This is a genomic window from Micromonospora sp. CA-111912, from assembly GCF_050948415.1.
Taxonomy (GTDB): domain Bacteria; phylum Actinomycetota; class Actinomycetes; order Mycobacteriales; family Micromonosporaceae; genus Micromonospora.
Genome location: NZ_CP192007.1, coordinates 6182844 through 6200198 on the forward strand (window position 1 = coordinate 6182844; position 17355 = coordinate 6200198).

At 73.1% G+C, this 17355-nt stretch carries 18 protein-coding genes; 8 read left to right on the forward strand and 10 right to left on the reverse strand.

Annotated features, from left to right (window positions below):
* Nucleotides 1-101: 101 nt before the first annotated feature.
* Together ACQPZO_RS25975 and ACQPZO_RS25980 are read right to left on the reverse strand one after the other, a co-directional pair.
* Nucleotides 102-356, reverse strand: a complete 255-nt coding sequence (locus tag ACQPZO_RS25975; protein WP_433344562.1) for a hypothetical protein — start codon at nucleotides 354-356, stop codon at nucleotides 102-104.
* A 123-nt stretch (nucleotides 357-479) separates the two neighbouring features.
* Complete coding sequence (locus ACQPZO_RS25980) at nucleotides 480-2651, reverse strand: ATP-dependent DNA helicase UvrD2 (RefSeq protein ID WP_433344563.1); 2172 nt, start codon at nucleotides 2649-2651, stop codon at nucleotides 480-482.
* Between the two features lie 90 nt (nucleotides 2652-2741).
* On the opposite strand from ACQPZO_RS25980, the gene ACQPZO_RS25985 reads away from it, so the two are divergent.
* Nucleotides 2742-2984, forward strand: a complete 243-nt coding sequence (locus tag ACQPZO_RS25985) for a mycoredoxin (RefSeq protein WP_433344564.1) — start codon at nucleotides 2742-2744, stop codon at nucleotides 2982-2984.
* A gap of 106 nt (nucleotides 2985-3090) precedes the next feature.
* Here the strand turns inward: ACQPZO_RS25985 and ACQPZO_RS25990 are convergent, their stop codons facing one another.
* Complete coding sequence (locus ACQPZO_RS25990) at nucleotides 3091-4356, reverse strand: MFS transporter (protein ID WP_433344565.1); 1266 nt, start codon at nucleotides 4354-4356, stop codon at nucleotides 3091-3093.
* A gap of 202 nt (nucleotides 4357-4558) precedes the next feature.
* On the opposite strand from ACQPZO_RS25990, the gene ACQPZO_RS25995 reads away from it, so the two are divergent.
* From ACQPZO_RS25995 to ACQPZO_RS26005, 3 genes are all read left to right on the forward strand, one after another.
* Nucleotides 4559-5536: a helix-turn-helix domain-containing protein gene (locus ACQPZO_RS25995; RefSeq protein WP_433344566.1), complete on the forward strand. Its 978-nt coding sequence runs from the start codon at nucleotides 4559-4561 to the stop codon at nucleotides 5534-5536.
* Nucleotides 5537-5612: 76 nt separating this feature from the next.
* Nucleotides 5613-5852, forward strand: a complete 240-nt coding sequence (locus ACQPZO_RS26000) for a DUF397 domain-containing protein (RefSeq protein ID WP_387015417.1) — start codon at nucleotides 5613-5615, stop codon at nucleotides 5850-5852.
* A 244-nt stretch (nucleotides 5853-6096) separates the two neighbouring features.
* Nucleotides 6097-6366 (forward strand): hypothetical protein, encoded by a 270-nt coding sequence (locus ACQPZO_RS26005; protein WP_433344567.1) that lies wholly within the window; start codon nucleotides 6097-6099, stop codon nucleotides 6364-6366.
* A 156-nt stretch (nucleotides 6367-6522) separates the two neighbouring features.
* On the opposite strand, the gene nudC is transcribed toward ACQPZO_RS26005, so the two are convergent.
* The 4 genes from nudC to ACQPZO_RS26025 all read right to left on the reverse strand — a co-directional run bounded on the left by nudC (nucleotide 6523) and on the right by ACQPZO_RS26025 (nucleotide 11482).
* Nucleotides 6523-7488, reverse strand: a complete 966-nt coding sequence (gene nudC / locus ACQPZO_RS26010) for an NAD(+) diphosphatase (protein WP_433351263.1) — start codon at nucleotides 7486-7488, stop codon at nucleotides 6523-6525.
* Nucleotides 7489-7502: 14 nt separating this feature from the next.
* Nucleotides 7503-8846, reverse strand: a complete 1344-nt coding sequence (locus ACQPZO_RS26015) for a M16 family metallopeptidase (protein ID WP_433344568.1) — start codon at nucleotides 8844-8846, stop codon at nucleotides 7503-7505.
* A gap of 174 nt (nucleotides 8847-9020) precedes the next feature.
* Nucleotides 9021-10331: a M16 family metallopeptidase gene (locus ACQPZO_RS26020; protein ID WP_433344569.1), complete on the reverse strand. Its 1311-nt coding sequence runs from the start codon at nucleotides 10329-10331 to the stop codon at nucleotides 9021-9023.
* 56 nt (nucleotides 10332-10387) lie between these two features.
* Nucleotides 10388-11482 carry an LLM class flavin-dependent oxidoreductase gene (locus ACQPZO_RS26025; protein ID WP_433344570.1) on the reverse strand — a complete coding sequence of 365 codons (1095 nt, stop codon included), beginning with the start codon at nucleotides 11480-11482 and terminating at the stop codon, nucleotides 10388-10390.
* A gap of 184 nt (nucleotides 11483-11666) precedes the next feature.
* On the opposite strand from ACQPZO_RS26025, the gene ACQPZO_RS26030 reads away from it, so the two are divergent.
* The 4 genes from ACQPZO_RS26030 to ACQPZO_RS26045 are packed head-to-tail and all read left to right on the forward strand — an operon-like array spanning nucleotide 11667 to nucleotide 14901.
* Nucleotides 11667-12731, forward strand: a complete 1065-nt coding sequence (locus tag ACQPZO_RS26030) for an ABC transporter substrate-binding protein (protein WP_350889414.1) — start codon at nucleotides 11667-11669, stop codon at nucleotides 12729-12731.
* The gene (locus tag ACQPZO_RS26035) at nucleotides 12728-13507 is read left to right on the forward strand and encodes an ABC transporter ATP-binding protein (RefSeq protein WP_161685524.1); all 780 of its coding nucleotides are present in this window, start codon (nucleotides 12728-12730) and stop codon (nucleotides 13505-13507) included. Before ACQPZO_RS26030 ends, ACQPZO_RS26035 begins: the two co-directional genes overlap by 4 nt.
* Nucleotides 13497-14381 (forward strand): ABC transporter permease, encoded by an 885-nt coding sequence (locus ACQPZO_RS26040; protein WP_433344571.1) that lies wholly within the window; start codon nucleotides 13497-13499, stop codon nucleotides 14379-14381. The genes ACQPZO_RS26035 and ACQPZO_RS26040 overlap by 11 nt, the downstream gene beginning before the upstream one ends.
* 1 nt (nucleotide 14382) lies before the next feature.
* Nucleotides 14383-14901 carry an RrF2 family transcriptional regulator gene (locus ACQPZO_RS26045; RefSeq protein ID WP_433344572.1) on the forward strand — a complete coding sequence of 173 codons (519 nt, stop codon included), beginning with the start codon at nucleotides 14383-14385 and terminating at the stop codon, nucleotides 14899-14901.
* A gap of 47 nt (nucleotides 14902-14948) precedes the next feature.
* On the opposite strand, the gene ACQPZO_RS26050 is transcribed toward ACQPZO_RS26045, so the two are convergent.
* The 3 genes from ACQPZO_RS26050 to ACQPZO_RS26060 form a co-directional block, all read right to left on the reverse strand.
* Entirely contained in the window at nucleotides 14949-15170 is a 222-nt protein-coding gene (locus ACQPZO_RS26050; RefSeq protein WP_387015396.1) for a hypothetical protein, read from the reverse strand.
* A 168-nt stretch (nucleotides 15171-15338) separates the two neighbouring features.
* A complete protein-coding gene (locus tag ACQPZO_RS26055; protein ID WP_433344573.1) occupies nucleotides 15339-16712 on the reverse strand; it encodes a DEAD/DEAH box helicase in 1374 nt (457 codons plus the stop codon).
* A 230-nt stretch (nucleotides 16713-16942) separates the two neighbouring features.
* Nucleotides 16943-17146: a cold-shock protein gene (locus ACQPZO_RS26060; protein ID WP_161685538.1), complete on the reverse strand. Its 204-nt coding sequence runs from the start codon at nucleotides 17144-17146 to the stop codon at nucleotides 16943-16945.
* Nucleotides 17147-17355: the final 209 nt, after the last annotated feature.

Consider the following 17355-nt stretch of genomic DNA (forward strand, 5'->3'; position numbering starts at 1 on the left):
CTCGTGGATCGGACTTCCGACGTACTACGGCAGGCAAAAAACTGAGGCCGCGGATCCCAGTAGCGGGTTCCGCGGCCTCGAGGTGAGCCGGTGTCTGAGGATCAGACCGGTCTACCTCGAGGTGGAACGCCGCGGACATCCGTGCGCTTCTTGGCGCCATCGATATCCATGCCCGTGAATCCACTGGCCCCCTCGACTCCGGTCAGCGGCACGACGGTCAGATTCAGCTCGGCCTGAACCCGGACCTGGTGCGCTTGCGGAGCCGACGGTCGAGCGGCAAGGGCCACCCGGACAGCCGACAGCGGGGCAACGGTTGCGGGCATCCCCGCCGGGGGCTCATAGGTGAAGATCTCCATTGGTGACACCTCCCTCACGTTCCTCGAAGCCGACTGGTCTCTACCCCCTGAGCAGCCGGAATGGCGCTGCTCGCGAGGTGTGTCCCGAGGCTATTCCTCGCCCGGGGGCGAGGGCAAACGATTTTACGGCTCGATTTCGAAAGTTTTCTCAGGGCAGACGTCGTCGACCGCCGCGCCCTCCACGAGGGCCAGCACCGGCTCGCCGTACAGGCCGAGTTTGCGGGGGCCGATGCCGGCGATCGCGATCAGCTCCTCGGGCCGGCCTGGTCGCCGTTCCGCCAGCGCGACGAGGGTGGCGTCGGTGAACACCACGTACGCCGGGACCTTCTGCGACCCGGCCACCCGCGCCCGCCAGTCGTGCAGCCGCTCGTACAGGCCCTGGTCGATGTCGGACGGGCAGGTCGGGCAGCGGCCGAGCTTGCGGTCCGGGCCGGCGAGCAGGGTCGCGCCGCAGATCCGGCAGGGGACCATCTGGGGACGGCGGCGCTCGACCCGCCGGGTCGCCGGGCCGGCCCCGGCCCCGGCCCGCTCGGTCCCGCCGCCGGAGCGGTCGAGCTGGGGCAGGAACCGCGACGGCCGCCGGGCCCGCCCACCGGGCGAGCGGGCCACCGCGTACGACAGCCAGAGCCACTCACGGGCCCGGGTGATCCCGACGTAGAGCAGGCGGCGCTCCTCCTCCACCTGCTCGGCGGTGCGGGCGTACGTGGTGGGCAGGGTGCCCTCGGAGAGCCCGACCAGGAAGACCGCGTCCCACTCCAGGCCCTTGGCCGAGTGCAGGGACGCCAGGGTCACCCCCTCCACCGTCGGCACGTGCTGCTGGGCGACCCGGCGGGCCAGCTCGTCGTTGAAGTCGGCCAGCGTCACCGGGCGCTCCACGGCGGCGGCCTCGCCGATCGGCAGCACCGGCGGGCTGGCCCCGTACTCCTCGGCGAGCTGGACCAGCGCGGCCAGGGCCTCCCACCGCTCCCGCGCCGCGCCGCCGGCCGGGGCGGCGTCCGGGGCCCAGCCGACCGCCGACAGGCCCTCCACCACGGCGTCACGCAACGGGGTATCGCCGGGAATCGAACGGGTCGCGGCCCGCAGCGCCACCATCGCCTGGCGCACCTCGGGCCGCTCGAAGAAGCGCTCGGCGCCCTGCACCACGTACGGCACCTCGGCGTCGGTGAGCGCCTTCTCGTACGCCTCGGACTGGGCGTTGGTGCGGAACAGCACGGCGATCTCCCGGGCCGGGGTGCCGGCGTCGACCAGCGCCCGACAGCGGGTCGCCACGGCGGCGGCCTCGGCCGGCTCGTCGGTGAAGATCCGCAGCTCCGGTTCGGGGCCGGTCGGGCGCTGCCCGCGCAGCTCCAACCGCAGCCGGGCCTCGGTGCCCCGGGCCTGGGAGATGACGGCGTTGGCCAGCCCGACCACCTGCGGGGTGGAACGGTAGTCCCGGACCAACCGGACCACGGTGGCACCGCGGTGCCGGCGGGGGAAATCGACCAGGTACGCCGAGGTGGCCCCGGTGAACGAGTAGATCGTCTGGCTGGCGTCGCCGACCACGGTCAGGTCGTCCCGGCCGCCGAGCCACGTCTCCAGCAGCCGCTGCTGCAACGGGTTGACGTCCTGGTACTCGTCGACCACGAAGTGCCGGTACTGGCCGCGAACCTGCTCGGCCACGTCTGGATGCTCCTCGATGCCCCACACGGCGGCGCGCAGCATGTCCTCGAAGTCGATCACCCCGTTGGACCGCTTGAGCCTCTCGTACGCGGCGAACACCTCGGCCACCTTCGCCGGCTCGTGCGGCGTGTCGCGCAGCGCCTTGGCCGCTGCGACGACGTACTCCCCTGGCTCGACCAGGGACGACTTGGCCCACTCGATCTCGCCGGCCAGGTCCCGGGCGGCGGCCCGGTCGGTCCGCAGGCCGACCCGGGCGGCGGCGAGCGTGACCACCCGGGCCTTGCTGTCCAGCAGCTCGGGCATCGCCCGGCCCGCCAGCAGCCGGGGGGCGAAGTAGCGCACCTGGCGCAGCGCGGCGGCGTGGAAGGTGCGCGCCTGCACGCCCTGCGCCCCGAGGGCGGTGAGCCGGGCCCGCATCTCGGCGGCGGCGCGGGCGGTGAAGGTGACCGCGAGCACGTGCCGGGGGGACACCTCGCCGGTCAGCGCCCGGTGGGCGATGCGCGAGGTGACCGCCCGGGTCTTGCCGGTGCCGGCGCCGGCCAGGACGCAGACCGGGCCGGCGGGGGCGGTCACCGCGGCGCGCTGCTCCGGGTCCAGCCCGGCGAGCACCAGTTCCGACGCTGAGTGAACCCCCACAGCGAGGAATCATCTCAGCTCCATCTGATGTTGCAACGGTTAGCCTGGCCTGACCGGACGGGCTGAACGGACCTTGGAGGACACCCGATCATGTTGACGATGTACTCGACCCCGTGGTGCGGCTACTGTCACCGGCTCAAGTCGCAGCTCGACCGGGAGGGCATCGCGTACCAGGTGGTCGACATCGAGCAGGACACGAAGGCCGCCGAGTTCGTGATGAAGGTCAACGGTGGCAACCAGACCGTCCCGACGCTGCACTTCGCCGACGGGAGCGCCCTCACGAACCCGTCCATCACCCAGGTGAAGCAGCACCTGGCCGCCCTACCCAGCTGACCATCACACCGCGCCCCTCCGATGGGACGCGCGCACTTTCCCGGCAAGAGTGGCCGTTCCTCCTGGAACGGCCACTCTTGCCGCATATTTGCCGGGTGGGTGGGGGTCAGGGAGTGAGGCGGCGGTCGGGGGTGGCTGGCGCGGGCGGGCGGCGTTGGAGCGGGATGCGGGCCATGGGGGCGGGAGTGGGGGTGGGGGTGGAGAGGCGACGGCCTCGCCACAGGAAGACGCCGGCTGCCGTGGTGGTCAGGCCGACCAGCGCGAACAGCAGCCGGTAGTCGAACACGCCGACGAGCAGTGCGCCGGTGCCGATGGAGACCGCCTGAGGGCCGCTGACCAGGGCCTCCGACGCCGCCGAGACCCGACCGAGCAGGCCCGTCGGGGTACGCCGTTGGATGAGCGTGTTCAGCCCCACCGTGATCAGCGGAAGCGCGGCTCCGGCCAGCAGCAGCGCCGCGCAGCCCAGCCAGAGGGTCGGGTACGCCAGGGCCAACGCGGCCGGGCCGAACAGGGTCACCCCGGCGGCCAGCGTGCCCACCTCGCCCGCGCGGCGTACCACGGCGGCGGAGAACAGGCCACCGACCAGCCCGCCGACGCCCTGCACGGTGACCAGCACGCCGACGAACGCGGCGTCGCGGCGCAGCCCGTGGTCGACGTACGCGAAGATCAGTGACTCGGTGAAGCCCATCACCAGCGAACCGAGGCCGTAGCCGAGCAGCGCCCGACGCAGCGCCGGCTCGCCGGCCAGGTGGCGCAGTCCGGCCCCCAGCTCGGCCGACCACCGCAGCTCGCCGCCGGCCGACGGCGTCTCGGGCACCCGGAGCAGGACGACCACGGCGGCGGCCACGACGAACCCGGTCATCGCCAGCGCGGTCAGCAGCCAGCCGCCGACGGCGGCGTAGAGCGCGGCCCCGGCGAGCGGCCCGATCAGCCGCAGCCCCTGGCGCACGGTCTGCAGCACGCCGTTGGCGTCGGCGAGCAGCTCGACGGGGACCAGTTGCCGGATCAGGCCGCTGACCAGCGCGCTCAGCGTCAGGTACGACAGCCCGTACAGGGCCGCCACCACGTAGATGATCCGGACGTCGGCGCTCTCGGAGACGGTGAACAGCGGGGTGAGCAGGGCGGCGGTGGCGAGGTTCGCGACGATGAAGAAGGGCCGCCGGGGGTACCGGTCCACCGCCCAGCCGACCAGCGGCGCGAGCACCATCGGCGCGATGATCGCGAAGATCGTCGCCCCGGCCAGCCCGTCGGAGCCGGTCAGGTCCTTCACCCAGATGGCGAGGGCGAGCAGCAGGATCGACTCGGCTGCCATGCTGGCCAGCAACCCGCCGAACAGCAGGCGGAACTCGGGGCGGCGCAGGACGGTGCGCATCGGGTTTCCTCTCGGAGGGTGGCCGGGGGCCACGGGGGTCGACGGCGACGTCGTCGGGATCGCTCGTCTGCGGTCCTCTTTTCTGCGAGACACGCCCCTGTCGGGGCGTCCGACTCCAGTCGCGCCGTCCATACTGACCGTGGGGGGCGAGTTTCATACAGTTACCGTCGCGTCTGCGGCGGTCGACGGAAAAGAGGACACCGTGCCTCCAGCCGGATTCAGCCCGATCATGCGTCGCCGCAGGTTGGGCAATGCGCTGCACCAACTGCGCGAAGCCACGGGCCTCACCGGGGACCAGGTCATCGCGCGAATCGGCTGGGCCTCCGCGTCCAAGCTGTCCCGCTTGGAGAACGGCCGCAGCCGTCCCGACCCCGACGACGTCCTCGCTCTGCTGGATCTCTACGGCGCCGACGGCGAGTCACGCGCGGAGCTGCTGGGCATCGCCCGGGAGGCCGGTGACATGCGGGGCTGGCTGAAGAAGTACCCGGTGATGACACCGCAGCAGCGCACCTTCGCCGAGTTGGAGGCGGGCTGCACCGAGATCCAGGAATACAACCCGGTGCTGGTCCCGGGTTTGTTGCAGACCCAGGGGTACGCCCGGCTGCGAATCGTCTCGGCCCAGCAGGTCGAGTCCGGTGCGGGGGCCCCGGAGCCCGGCGAGGCCCCGGAGACCGAGGTGGCCGCCCGGTTGGCCCGCCAGTCGCTGTTGGACCGCACCGACGCGCCGCGCTACACGGCGGTGTTGGAGGAGGCGGCGTTGGGCCTGCGGGCCGGACCGCCGGACGTGCTGTGGGAGCAGCTCCGGCAGCTCTGCGAGCTGGCCATGCAGCCGCACGTCACCCTGCACGTGCTGCCGCGGGACACCCCGATCGGCGACTGGTACCTCCCGCCGACCGCTTTCTCGATCTACCTGTTCGCCGACCCGCTCGACCCGGAGACGCTGGCCATAGAAGGTGGCTTCACCAACGTCATGTCCACCGAGGTAAACGTACTAAATCGCTATAAAGTGGTCTTCGAGTGGTTGCGCTCGGCCGCGCTCTCCGAATCGGACACCATCACCTGGCTCTTCGAGGCTGCGGGGCGGCTGGCCGAGGCGGTGGGCCCGTCCGCAGTCGGCCACGGGCCGGCAACGGCGCCGGCCCAGCGCCGCCGACACTCCGGACGACTGACGGAGCGGTGACCCACCGCGGGACCCGCCCCGTCCGGGCGTGCGGCGCCACTCGTCCCGTCGGAGCAGTTCCAGTCAGGAGCAGACCATGAACGACATCCGCAACACGCCGTCCGCACTCGCCGGGCAGCTGGCCGATCTGCCGTGGCGGACCAGCACCCGCAGCCAGACGTCGAACTGCGTCGAGGTGGCCCCGCTGAGCGTGGGCCCGGCCGCGGTCGCCCTGCGCGACAGCAAGGACCGCGGCGGCCCGGTGCTGCTGTTCGACCGCGCCGGCTGGCGGGGGTTCATCGCCGGGACAAGGGCCGGGCAGTTCGATCTGACCTGATCCGGTGATCTGTCGGGGCCGTCGGCGGTGTGCCGGCGGCCCCGACGCGTACCCGGCGTGCCCGGCGGCCCCGACGCGTATCCGGCATGCCACCCCTGCTGAGCAGGGTTCATCCGATCGGGCGACCCTGCGGACCGATCGGCGGGTTTCACTTGCTGGGACGCCGTCCGGGCGTAACATGTCGACAGAGTGACGTGGAACTTCCACGGAGTACCGTCCGTCACGGTCGCATCCGGAGTTACCCATGCGGTTCCTGATCGTTCGCACCGACATCCGCGCCGCCGCCGACATCGACATCGCCGCGGCCTGGGCCGGCGGGGGTCGGGTCCGGGACGAGACGACCAGCCCGGAGCCGCGCCGCCAAGTGGTACACGCCGAGGACCGGGACGCCGCCCTGATGCTGGCCCGGGCCCTGTCGACGGTGGGCGCGGTCCGCTACGGCAGGCAACGGGTGAAGGTGCTTCCCCTCAACGACTCCGCTCCCCGCCGCCGCCGGCTCGGCTCCGGCGGCTGACCCACCCGACGTCCGTCGTGGTCGGATCGGCTCCCCCGCCGTTTCCTTGCCTCACCCGACCAGGGCGGCCCGTGTTCCCGGCCCGAGACCCGTCGCGGCAACGGCGGTCCCGGGCCGGGACCGTGTCCGGCACCGGCCGGAGCCGGGCCGGGATGGTCAGCAGTGGCCGTCGAGCCAGCGGTGGATCAGGAAGAGCGCGATCGACGAGGGCGGGGGCAGCGCCAGCCGGTCGCCGCCGCCCACGCCCACCGGCCGCCCGGCCAGCGCCGCGCCGATCTCCCGCCGGGTGAACCAGCGGGCGTGCGCGATCTCGGCCGGGTCCAGGTGCACGGGGTGCTCCGGATCGGCCAGGGCGAGGAAGCCGAGCATCAGCGAGCCGGGGAACGGCCAGGACTGGCTGCCCGCGTACACGATCTCCTCGACCGCGACGCCGACCTCCTCGCCGACCTCACGCAGCACGGCGGCCTCGGCCGACTCGCCCGGCTCGACGTACCCGGCGAGGCAGGAGTACCGACGCTCGCCCGGGATACTCGCCCAGGCGGCGTTGCTGCCGAGCAGGCAGCGCCCCTGGAGCCCGGCGACCCCGTCGTGCACCAGGACGATCATCGCCGGGTCGGTACGCGGCCAGACCCGGTCGCCGTCCGGGTCGGTCCGGGACCAGCCGGCCTCGTCGACCCGGGTGGGGTGGCCGGTGGCCGAGGAGTAGCCGTGCCGGACATGCCAGTTGGTCAGCGCCAGCGCGGTGGTGAAGATGCCGGCGTCCCGGTCGAGCAGCAGGTGGCCGACGTCGTGCAGGCGCACCGCCCGGGTGCCCGGCAGCTCGGGCAGCGGGCTGTCCACGGCGAACACCGGCACCCCGTCCGGCTCGACGCCCAGGAACATCGGGACCGAGCGGGGCACCTCGGGCAGCTCGCCGGGGCCGAGCAGCACCAACTCCGGCGGGGAGGCGTCGGCCCGGACCAGGGTCCGCCCGTCGCTGGCCGAGTCGAGCACCAGCACCCGGGCCCGTTCCCAGGCCTCGGCCAGCCACGCCGGATCGGCCCGCCGGTGCGCGGCCCGGTCGAGGGTGGACCGGGCCAGCGGCGGGGCGGTCTCCCCGCTCGTGCCGGAGCCCCGGACCAGCCCTCGCCCGGCGGTCACGGCCTGGCCGGCTCGGTGCGCACCGGGGCGAGCGCGGACAGGGCGGGGGCGATCCGCTCGGCGTCGCCGAGCACCACGGTGACCGCCCGCGCCGGGGCCAGGTAGCGCCGGGCCGCCTCGGCCACGTCGGCGACGGTGGCCTTCGCCAGTCGGGCGGCGTGCTCGGTGAGGAAGTCCAGGCGCAGCCCGTTGGCCGCGAACACGCTGGTCAGCGACGCCAGCCCGGCCTGGGTGGACATGCCGAGCTGGAGGGTGCCGAGGGCGTACTGGCGGGCCTGCTCCAGCTCGTCCGGCTTCGGCGGCAGGGAGGCCAGCCGACCCAACTCGTACGTCGTCTCCAGCAACGCCGGACCGGTGACCTCGGTGGCCACCTCGGCGGCGGCGATCAGCACCGACCCGGCCACCGAGTGCTCGACCAGGGAGTGCGGGCCGTACGTGTAGCCCTTGTCCTCGCGGATGTTCTCCACCCAGCGGGAGGAGAAGTAGCCGCCGAAGATCAGGTTGGCCAGTTGCAGCGCGGCGTGGTCGGGGTGGGTGCGGGGCACCGCCGGCAGGGCGATACGCAGCGAGGACTGCACCGAGCCGGGCCGGTCGACCAGCAGCAGCGGGCCGGGCTCCAGCGGCGGGGCGGGCGGCAACTCGCCGTCGTGCCCGGCGCCGCTCCAGCCCGACAGGGCCTTGTCGGCGGCGTCCAGCGCCCGCTCCGGCTGCATGTCGCCGACCAGCACCAGCACCGCGTCGGCCGGGTGCACCCGCTCGGCGTGCAGCCGGCGCAGCGCCGCCGGCCGGACCGCGTGCACCTGCTCCGGCTCGGGCGTCTGCACGGCGTACGGGTGCTTGCCGTAGACCCGCCGGAGCAGGGCGTTGCGGGCCAGGTGGGCCGGCTGGCTCTGGGCCACCTGGATCCGGTCGACCAGCCGGTCCCGCTCGGTGCCGACCTCCTCGCCCGGGTACGTCGCCCCGGTCAGCACCTCGGCGAGGATCTCCAGCATCCGGTCCAGCCCGGTGACCAGGCCGGCGCCGGAGAGCATCAACCTGTCCGGGTCGATGCCGGCGGAGAGCCCGCCGCCGACCGCCTGGAGTTCGGCGGCGATCTGCACGCTGGTCATCGACGCCGTGCCGGAGAGCATGGTCTGCGCGAGCATCGCGCCCCGGGCCAGGGGTATCCGGCCGGCCGGCATCCACAGCCGCAGCTCGACCAGGGGGATGGTCGGCCGGCGGACCGCGATGACGGTCAGGCCGTTGCCGAGCCGGCGCTCGACCTGCTTGGGCACCTTGAACCTGCGGTTCGGGCCGAGCGGCGGCAGCACCCGCGCCCCGGCCTGGGCGGTTGCCGTCATCTGACCCTCCCTCGTTCGCGACTGCGGGCTCGCAGACCCGGCTCACTCCTCGCGCTCACATGTCCACCTTCGTTCGCGGACTGCGGGGCTCGCAAACCCGGCTCACTCCTCGCCCTCACAGGTCCACCTTCGTTCGCGACTGCGGGGCTCGCAAACCCGGCTCACTCCTCGCCCTCACCGAGCCCCTCCTGCAATGACCTCGACCGACGCCCGGCGCTCCGGCCGCAGGGTGGCGGCGGCGGCCCGGACCTGCTCGTCGGTGACCTCGCCGACCAGTCGGGGCAGCTCGTTGAGCAGGCCAGGCTCGCCGCGCTGCTGTTCCAGCACCGCCATCTGCAGCGCCCGGCCGAGCACCGCGTCGGTGTCGCGCAGCAGGTGGGTGGCCATCCGGGCCTGGGTACGGGCCAGCTCACCGTCGGTGGGACCGTCGGCGGCCAGCCGGTCCAACTCCTCGTCGACGGTGCGCAGCACCTTGTCCACGTCGCCGCCCGGTGGCAGGTGCGCCTGGAGCAGCAGCGCGGTGGGGCCACGCACGTCGAACGGGTCGCCCATGAAACCGACGTACCCGCCGAGGCTGGTCACCGCGCGGTCCCGCTGGACCAGCCGCTCGACCAGCCGGGACGCGTCGCCGTCGGTGAGCACCTCGGCGAGCACCACGTACGGCAGGTAGCCGGCGAAGTCGGTGATCGGGTCGGGCACCCGCCAGGCGGCGGCCACCGCGGGCAGCGGGGCCAGCGCGTCGGTGTACGACGAGCGCCGCTCGGCGGTCAGGTCGGGCTCGTCGAAGTCGGGGCGCTGCGGGGCGGGGCGGGCCGGCACGTCGCCGAAGTGCCGCTCGATCAGCGCGGTGGCCTCGGCCACGTCGACGTCCCCGCTGACCGCGAGCACGGCGTTGCCGCTGGCGTAGTAGCGGCGGAAGAAGTCCGCCGCGTCGGCGACGGTGGCCGACTCCAGGTCGTCGAAGGAGCCGTAGCCGTCGTGCGCGTTGGGGAAGGTGTCGAACATGACCGGCGGCAGGGTCAGCCACGGGAACCCGCCGTACGGGCGGTTGAGCACGTTGACCCGGATCTCCTCCTTGACCACGTCGACCTGGTTGCGCAGGTTCTCCTCGGTCAGCCGGGGGCCGCGCATCCGGTCGGCCTCCAGGAACAGCGCCCGTTCCAGGGCGTTGCTCGGCAGGGTCTCGTAGTAGTCGGTGTAGTCGTGATGGGTGGAGCCGTTGAAGGTGCCGCCCGCCCCCTGCACGTGCCGGAAGTGGGCCAACTTCTCCAGGTTCTCCGAGCCCTGGAACATCAGGTGCTCGAAGAGGTGGGCGAAGCCGGTACGCCCCTCGGGCTCGGACCGGATGCCGACGTCGTAGATCACCGCCACCCCGATCACGGGAGCGCTGCGGTCGGGGGTGAGCACCACCCGCAGGCCGTTGTCGAGGGTGAACCGCTCGACCGGATACTTCGTCGCTGGAATTCTCGATCTCCGCGCCGCCACGGAACCGACCCTAGCGCGTCGACGCCCCCGACGGCGGCGACCTCCCGCAGGGCGGCTCAGCCCACCGGGGCCGGGGCGACGGCGAGGGGCGCGGTCACCCGGGGCAGCACCTCCGCGCCGACCCGTTCCGCCTCCTCCCGGTGCGGCCAGCCGGAGAGGACGAACTCGTCGACGCCGTGCGCGGCGTACTCGTCGATCCGGGCCGCGACCTCGGCGTAGCTGCCGACGAGCGCGGTGCCGGCGCCCTCGCGGACCAGGCCGACCCCGGCCCAGAGATTCGGCGCGACGGTGAGCCCGTCGGCGCTCCCGCCGTGCAGGGCGGCCATCCGGGACTGGCCGACCGAGTCCATCCGGCGGTACCGCGCCTGCGCGGCGGCGATCCGCTCAGGACTCATCCCGGCCAGCAGGCGGTCCGCCTCCGCCCACGCCTGCGCGGCGGTCGGGCGGGCGATGACGTGCAGCCGGATCCCGGTGCGCAGGGTTCGCCCCTCCTCGGCGGCCCGGCCGCGGACGCGGTCCACCCGGGCGGCGATCGCGGCGGTCGGCTCGCCCCACATCAGGTACGTGTCGGCCTGTCGGGCGGCCACCGCCTCGGCGGCTGGGGACGCACCGCCGAAGTAGACCGGGGGCGGGGCCACGAGCGGGGCGGCCAGCCCGCCGCCGGTGACCTGGTAGTGCTCGCCGGCGAAGTCGAACGGGCTCCCGCGCCAGGCCCGGCGGAGCACCTCGACGAACTCGCCGGTCCGCGCGTAGCGGGCGTCGTGGTCCAGGAAGTCGCCGTACGCCCGCTGCTCGGCCGGGTCGCCGCCGGTGACGACGTTGAGCGCGAGGCGTCCCCCGGACACCGACTGGAACGCCTCGGCCTGCTGGGCGATCAGGGTGGGCAGCGCGAATCCGGCCCGCACGGCGACCAGCATGCCGATCCGGACGGTGTGCTGGGCGACGGCCGCGCAGACGATCCAGGGGTCGGGGCAGCCGGAGCCGACAGGGGTGAGCAGCGCGGCGAAGCCGGCCGCCTCGGCGACCCGGGCCACCTCGGTCAGGTAGCCGACGGTGGCCGCCCGGTCGTGCCGCGCCGCGCCGGCCGCGACGGTGGCGGCGCCGGCCTGATGTCCGTCGCCGGAGGTGGGAAGGAACCAGTGGAAGGTCATGCCGACCGCCTCTCCGCCGCCCCCGCCACCCGGCCGAGGGACGCCGGAGAACCTACCAAGAAGGTAGGAAAACCGGGAATAACTTCGAGCGCGAATCCCGCGATGTGGACGGGTCTTGACGCCGCCCGAACGCTGCCCCACTCTTCCTACCAACTCAGTAGGAATACTTCGGATTGGACAGACGATGAGACGGCTCCCCTTCCGTCGGATGCTCTCCCTGGCCACCCTCGCCGTGGTGGGCACGGCGACGCTGGGCGTCACCGCCGCGTGCGGCGAGGACGACGGCGCGGCCGGGGGCGACTCCGGCCCGGTGACGCTGCGGCTGGGCTACTTCCCCAACATCACCCATGCCCCGGCCGTGGTCGGGGTGGAGAAGGGCATCTTCGCCGAGAAGCTCGGCGGCGACGTCAAGCTGGACACCAAGACCTTCAACGCCGGCCCGGCGGCGATCGAGGCGATCTTCTCCGGCGCGCTCGACGCGACGTACATCGGTCCGAACCCGACGGTGAACGCCTTCTCCAAGTCCAAGGGCGAGGCGGTCCGGGTCATCTCGGGCGCGGCGTCCGGCGGCGTCGCGCTCGTCGTCAAGCCCGGGATCACCTCGGTCGAGCAGCTGCGCGGCAAGAAGATCGCCACCCCGCAGCTCGGCAACACCCAGGACGTCGCGCTGCGCTACTGGCTCAAGGAGAAGGGCCTGACCGCCACCAAGGAGGGCGGCGGCGACGTCAAGGTGGTCCCGCAGGAGAACGCCCAGACCGTGGAGACGTTCAACAGCGGGGCGATCGACGGCGCGTGGGTGCCCGAGCCGTTCGTCTCCCGGCTGGTCAACGCCGGCGGCAAGGTGCTCATCGACGAGCGCGACCTGTGGCCGGACAAGAAGTTCGTGATCACCAACCTGATCGTCTCCACCAAGTTCCTCAAGGCCCACCCCGATGTGGTGAAGAAGCTGGTCGAGGGTCAGGTCGCGGCGAACGAGTTCGTCAACACCAAGCCCGACGAGTCGCAGCAGGCCATCTCCGAGCACATCGGCAAGATCAGCGGTAAGCCGCTGGACGTGAAGCTGATCAAGCAGGCGTGGCCGACGTTGGAGTTCACCAACGACCCGATCGCCTCGTCGCTGAAGACCGGCCTGGACCACGCGGTCGCCGTCGAGCTGACCCAGCCGGTCAGCCTGGACGGCCTCTACGACCTGAAGTACCTCAACGAGGTGCTCAAGGCCCAGGGCAAGCCCGAGGTCGCCCAGCCATGACGTCGACCACGACGACGCCACGCAGCGCGACCGGCTCGGTCGCGCTGCACGGCGTCACCAAGGTGTACGGGCACGGCGAGAGCGCCGTCCTCGCCCTGGACGGGGTCTCCCTCGACGTCGCGCCCGGCGAATTCGTCTGCCTCGTCGGCGCCTCCGGCTGCGGCAAGAGCACCCTGCTCAACCTGGTCGCCGGCCTGGACCGGATCAGCGGCGGGCGGATCGAGCTCGGCGACGGGGTCAACCCGGGGCTGATGTTCCAGGAGTCCGCCCTGTTCCCCTGGCTCACCGTCGAGGGCAACGTGGAGGTGCCGCTGAAGCTGCGCGGCATGCCCCGGTCCGCGCGCCGGGAGCGGGTCGCCGAACTGCTGCGCACGGTGCACCTGGCCGACTTCGCCCGCAAGCGCCCGCACGAGCTGTCCGGTGGCATGCGGCAACGGGTGGCGCTGGCCCGCACCCTCGCGCTGGACACGCCGGTGCTGCTGATGGACGAGCCGTTCGGCGCGCTCGACGCGATGACCCGGGACCTCCTGCACGACGAGCTGGAGCGGATCTGGACCGAGCGCAAGCTCACCGTCCTCTTCGTGACCCACAACGTCCGGGAGGCCGCGCGGCTCGCCGACCGGATCATCCTGCTCTCCAGCCGGCCCGGCCGGATCATCTACTCCACCCGGGTCGACGTACCCCGGCCGCGACGCATCGACAGCCCGGAGATCGCGTCCATCGCCGCCGAGGTCACCGACAAGCTCCGTACGGAGGTGGGCCGCCATGGCCAGTGACACGATCGCCGGCACCCCGCGCGCCGACGCGGAGATCTCCGGGCTCGACGCGCTGGAGATCGCCGGCCGGCAGAAGACGACGACCCGGGCCGCGACGATCTGGGCGTCCACCTGGCCGAAGCTGGCGGCGCTCGCCATCGCCATCGGCACCTGGCAGGCCGTGGTGTGGGCCGGGTTCTGGCCACCGTACTCGCTGCCCGGGCCGGCCGCCGTCGGGCAGGAGCTGCTCCGACAGGTCAGCGGTCCGCAACTCTGGGAGGGGATGGCCACCACCCTGCGCCGGGCGGCCCTCGGCTACATCTTCTCCGTCGGAGTCGGCCTGCTGCTGGGGCTCGCCGTGGCCCGGTCCCGGGTGCTGCGGGCGGCCATCGGCTCGATGATCACCGCGTTGCAGACCATGCCGTCGATCGCCTGGTTCCCGCTGGCGATCCTGCTGTTCGAGCTGAGCGAGAAGGCCATCTTCTTCGTCGTGGTGCTCGGCGCGGCGCCGTCGATCGCCAACGGGGTGATCAGCGGCGTGGACTACGTCCCGCCGCTGCTGCTGCGCGCCGGGCGCAACCTCGGTGCCCGGGGGCTGAACCTCTACCGGTACGTGATCGCCCCGGCCGCCCTGCCCGCCATCGTCGCCGGGCTCAAGCAGGGCTGGGCCTTCTCCTGGCGCAGCCTGATGGCCGGCGAGCTGATCGTGGTGGGCATCTCGCAGACCTCGCTCGGCGCGCAGCTCACCTACTCGCGGGAGCTGTCCGACGCGCCCTGGCTGCTCGCCACGATGATCGTGATCCTGGTCGTCGGCCTGGTGGTCGACGCCGCGTTCGGGGTGGCGGACCGGACGATCCGCCGCCGCTGGGGCGTGCTGGACCAGGCCGGGCAGTGACGTGTACGTCTCCGCGCGCAGCGACTACGCGCTCCGGGCCATGCTCGCCGTCGCCGCCGCCGCGACCGACGGCGACCGGCGGGCCGACGGCTCGGGCGGCCCTCCCGAGCCGGGCGGCGAGCTGGTCAAGGCGGCGGCCCTGGCCGAGAGCCAGGCCATTCCTCTGAGCTTCCTCCAGGGCATCCTGCTGGACCTGCGCCGGGCCGGGCTGCTGCACAGCCACCGGGGCACCGAGGGCGGCTACGCCCTGGCCCGCCAGGCCGCCGAGATCAGCGTCGGGGACGTGCTCCGCGCGGCCGGCGGGTCACTCACCTCGGTACGGGGCCTACCGGCCGGGCACTCCGGCTACCACGGGGTGGCCACCGGGCTGCGCGACGTGTGGCTGGCGGTGGACGGGGCCATCGCCCTGGTGGTGGACCGGACCACCTTGGCCGACCTGCTCACCCGCGAAGGCCGCGCCGACGGGCCGAACCGGGACAGGCCGGACGCACTGAGGGCCCGCCCCGTCGGCGGCCCCTGACCGACCCTGGTTGGCCCGACAGAGTCCGCCGGCTGAGCGATGCGGGCTCAGCCGGCGGACTCGTCGGTCGTCTCAACGATGGAGGCGGTGAGGTCGCTGCCCGTTCCCCCCGGAACGTGCAGCCCCACCACCCCCGCCGGTGTCCGGCCGTTGCGGGTGGGATGCCACGGCGAGAACGCCGCGACCGTGGCGAGCGCCAGCCCCGCCCCCGCAACCGCCAGCACCACCGTCAGCTCCCGCAGCGCCCCCGACTCGGCGTTGCACGCCATGGTCAACCCCTCCCCCAGTGGGCCGACCCGCCGACCCGCGTTCCCCCCACGGGCAAGCATCGACTACATCGGGGCCGCCGAACAGTCACCGATCGGACCCCACCCTGCCTGATTCCCGACTCAGCGAAGGGCCGGCGCAGGTGCCGATCGGTGACCGTGGAGAGCCGTTCAGGCCATCCGGGGACGACGCGGCCGGCGCGACCGACCCGAGGCGCGGTGCCCGTCCTCGGACGGGCGGGCGGCGCGCGCACCCCCGGTCGCGGCGGTCCCCGCAGCGTGGGACTGGCCGGCGCCGCGGGACGAGCGCGGGCCCCGGCCACCGCCCGAGGCGGACCGCTCCGGAGCCGGGACGGCGATGGTCACCGGCACCCCGGACGGTTCCCGGGCCCCGGTGACCCGGGCCAACGCCCCGTCGCCCGGCCGGACCTGGGTGGACTGCGGCCGGATTCCGGCGGTCGCCATCAGCCGGGACACCTCGCGGCGCTGCTCGGGCAGGACCAGGGTGACCACGGTGCCCGACTCGCCGGCCCGTGCGGTACGCCCACCCCGGTGCAGGTAGTCCTTCGCCTCCGTCGGCGGGTCGACGTTGACCACCATGTCGAGGCCGTCCACGTGGATGCCCCGGGCCGCCACATCGGTGGCGACCAGCGCGGTCACCTGGCCGGTGCGGAACTGCTCCAGGATCCGGGTGCGCTGCGGCTGGGACTTGCCGCCGTGCAGCGCCGCAGCGCGCACCCCCTTGGACAGCAGCTGGCGGGCCAGCCGGTCGGCGCGGTGCTTGGTGCCCATGAACAGGATGGTGCGGCCCTCCCGGGCCGCGATCTGGGTCAGCGCGTTCGGCTTGTCCTCCGCGTCGACGTGCAGCACGTGGTGCGTCATCGCGGTCACCGTGGCGGTGCCGGGGTCGACGGAGTGCGAGACCGGGTTGGTGAGGAAGCGGCGGACCAGCTTGTCGACGCCGCCGTCCAGGGTCGCGGAGAAGAGCATCCGCTGGCCGTCGCCGGCCACCTGCTCCAGCAGCTTGGTGACCTGCGGCAGGAAGCCCATGTCGGCCATCTGGTCGGCCTCGTCGAGCACGGTCACGGCGACCTGGTCGAGCCGGGCGTCCCCGCGGTTGATCAGGTCGTGCAGCCGGCCGGGGGTGGCCACGACCACCTCGGCGCCGGCGCGCAGCGCGTCCGCCTGCCGCTGCAGGGACAGGCCGCCGACCACGGTGGTGACGCGCAGCCCGACCGCCCGGGCGTACGGGGCCAGTGCGGTGGTCACCTGCTGGGCCAGCTCCCGGGTCGGCACGAGCACCAGGGCCAGCGGACGCCCCGGGCGGGCCCGGCGGCCGACGGTGCGGTGCACCAGCGGCAGCCCGAACGCGAGGGTCTTGCCCGAGCCGGTGCGGCCCCGGCCGAGGACGTCCCGGCCGGCCAGCGAGTCCGGCAGCGTCGCCGACTGGATCGGGAACGGCTCGGTGATGCCCTGCGCGGTCAGCTCGGCGAGCAGCTCCGGCGCGAGGCCGGTGGTGGAGAACGAGGGAATGACAGTGGTCATGCGAAAGCCTTCCTCGACGCGGCACGTGTCGAGGAGGCGCCAGAGTGGCGCTGCACCGGCGGCAGGGCCGCGGTGGTCACAAGCACGAACCGAAGGTGGGGTGCGGCCGGCCCGCACGGGGCGGACCGGCCGCGACACCGCGCCTGAGGCGCGATGGGGTGTTCCGAAGAACGGTGGTGCCTGTTCAGATGAACAGTCGTGCCTGTTCCGAGGAACAGTGCTGCCGACGATCAGATCGGGCGGATGTTCTCCGCCTGCGGGCCCTTCTGGCCCTGGGTGATCTCGAACTCGACCCGCTGGTTCTCGTCCAGGCTCCGGTAGCCGGAGGACTGGATCGCCGAGAAGTGGGCGAAGACGTCAGCGCCGCCGCCGTCCGGGGTGATGAAGCCGAAACCCTTGTCAGCGTTGAACCACTTAACGGTGCCAATTGCCATGTGTTCTGTCTCCTTGACGGAACGTTCGGCCTCGCACTTGTTGCGAGCCGAAGAGGGAGGAGCGGACCGCGCCCGGTATGCGCGGACCACCTGTCGCTTCTGGTCGCCCCGCCCGGAGAGCCCCGGACACAACAAAGAGCGCCTGGGGCTACAATCCGCCAGGCGCACACAGAGTCTCTGGTAACCAAAACTGCAACCCGGTTACCGTA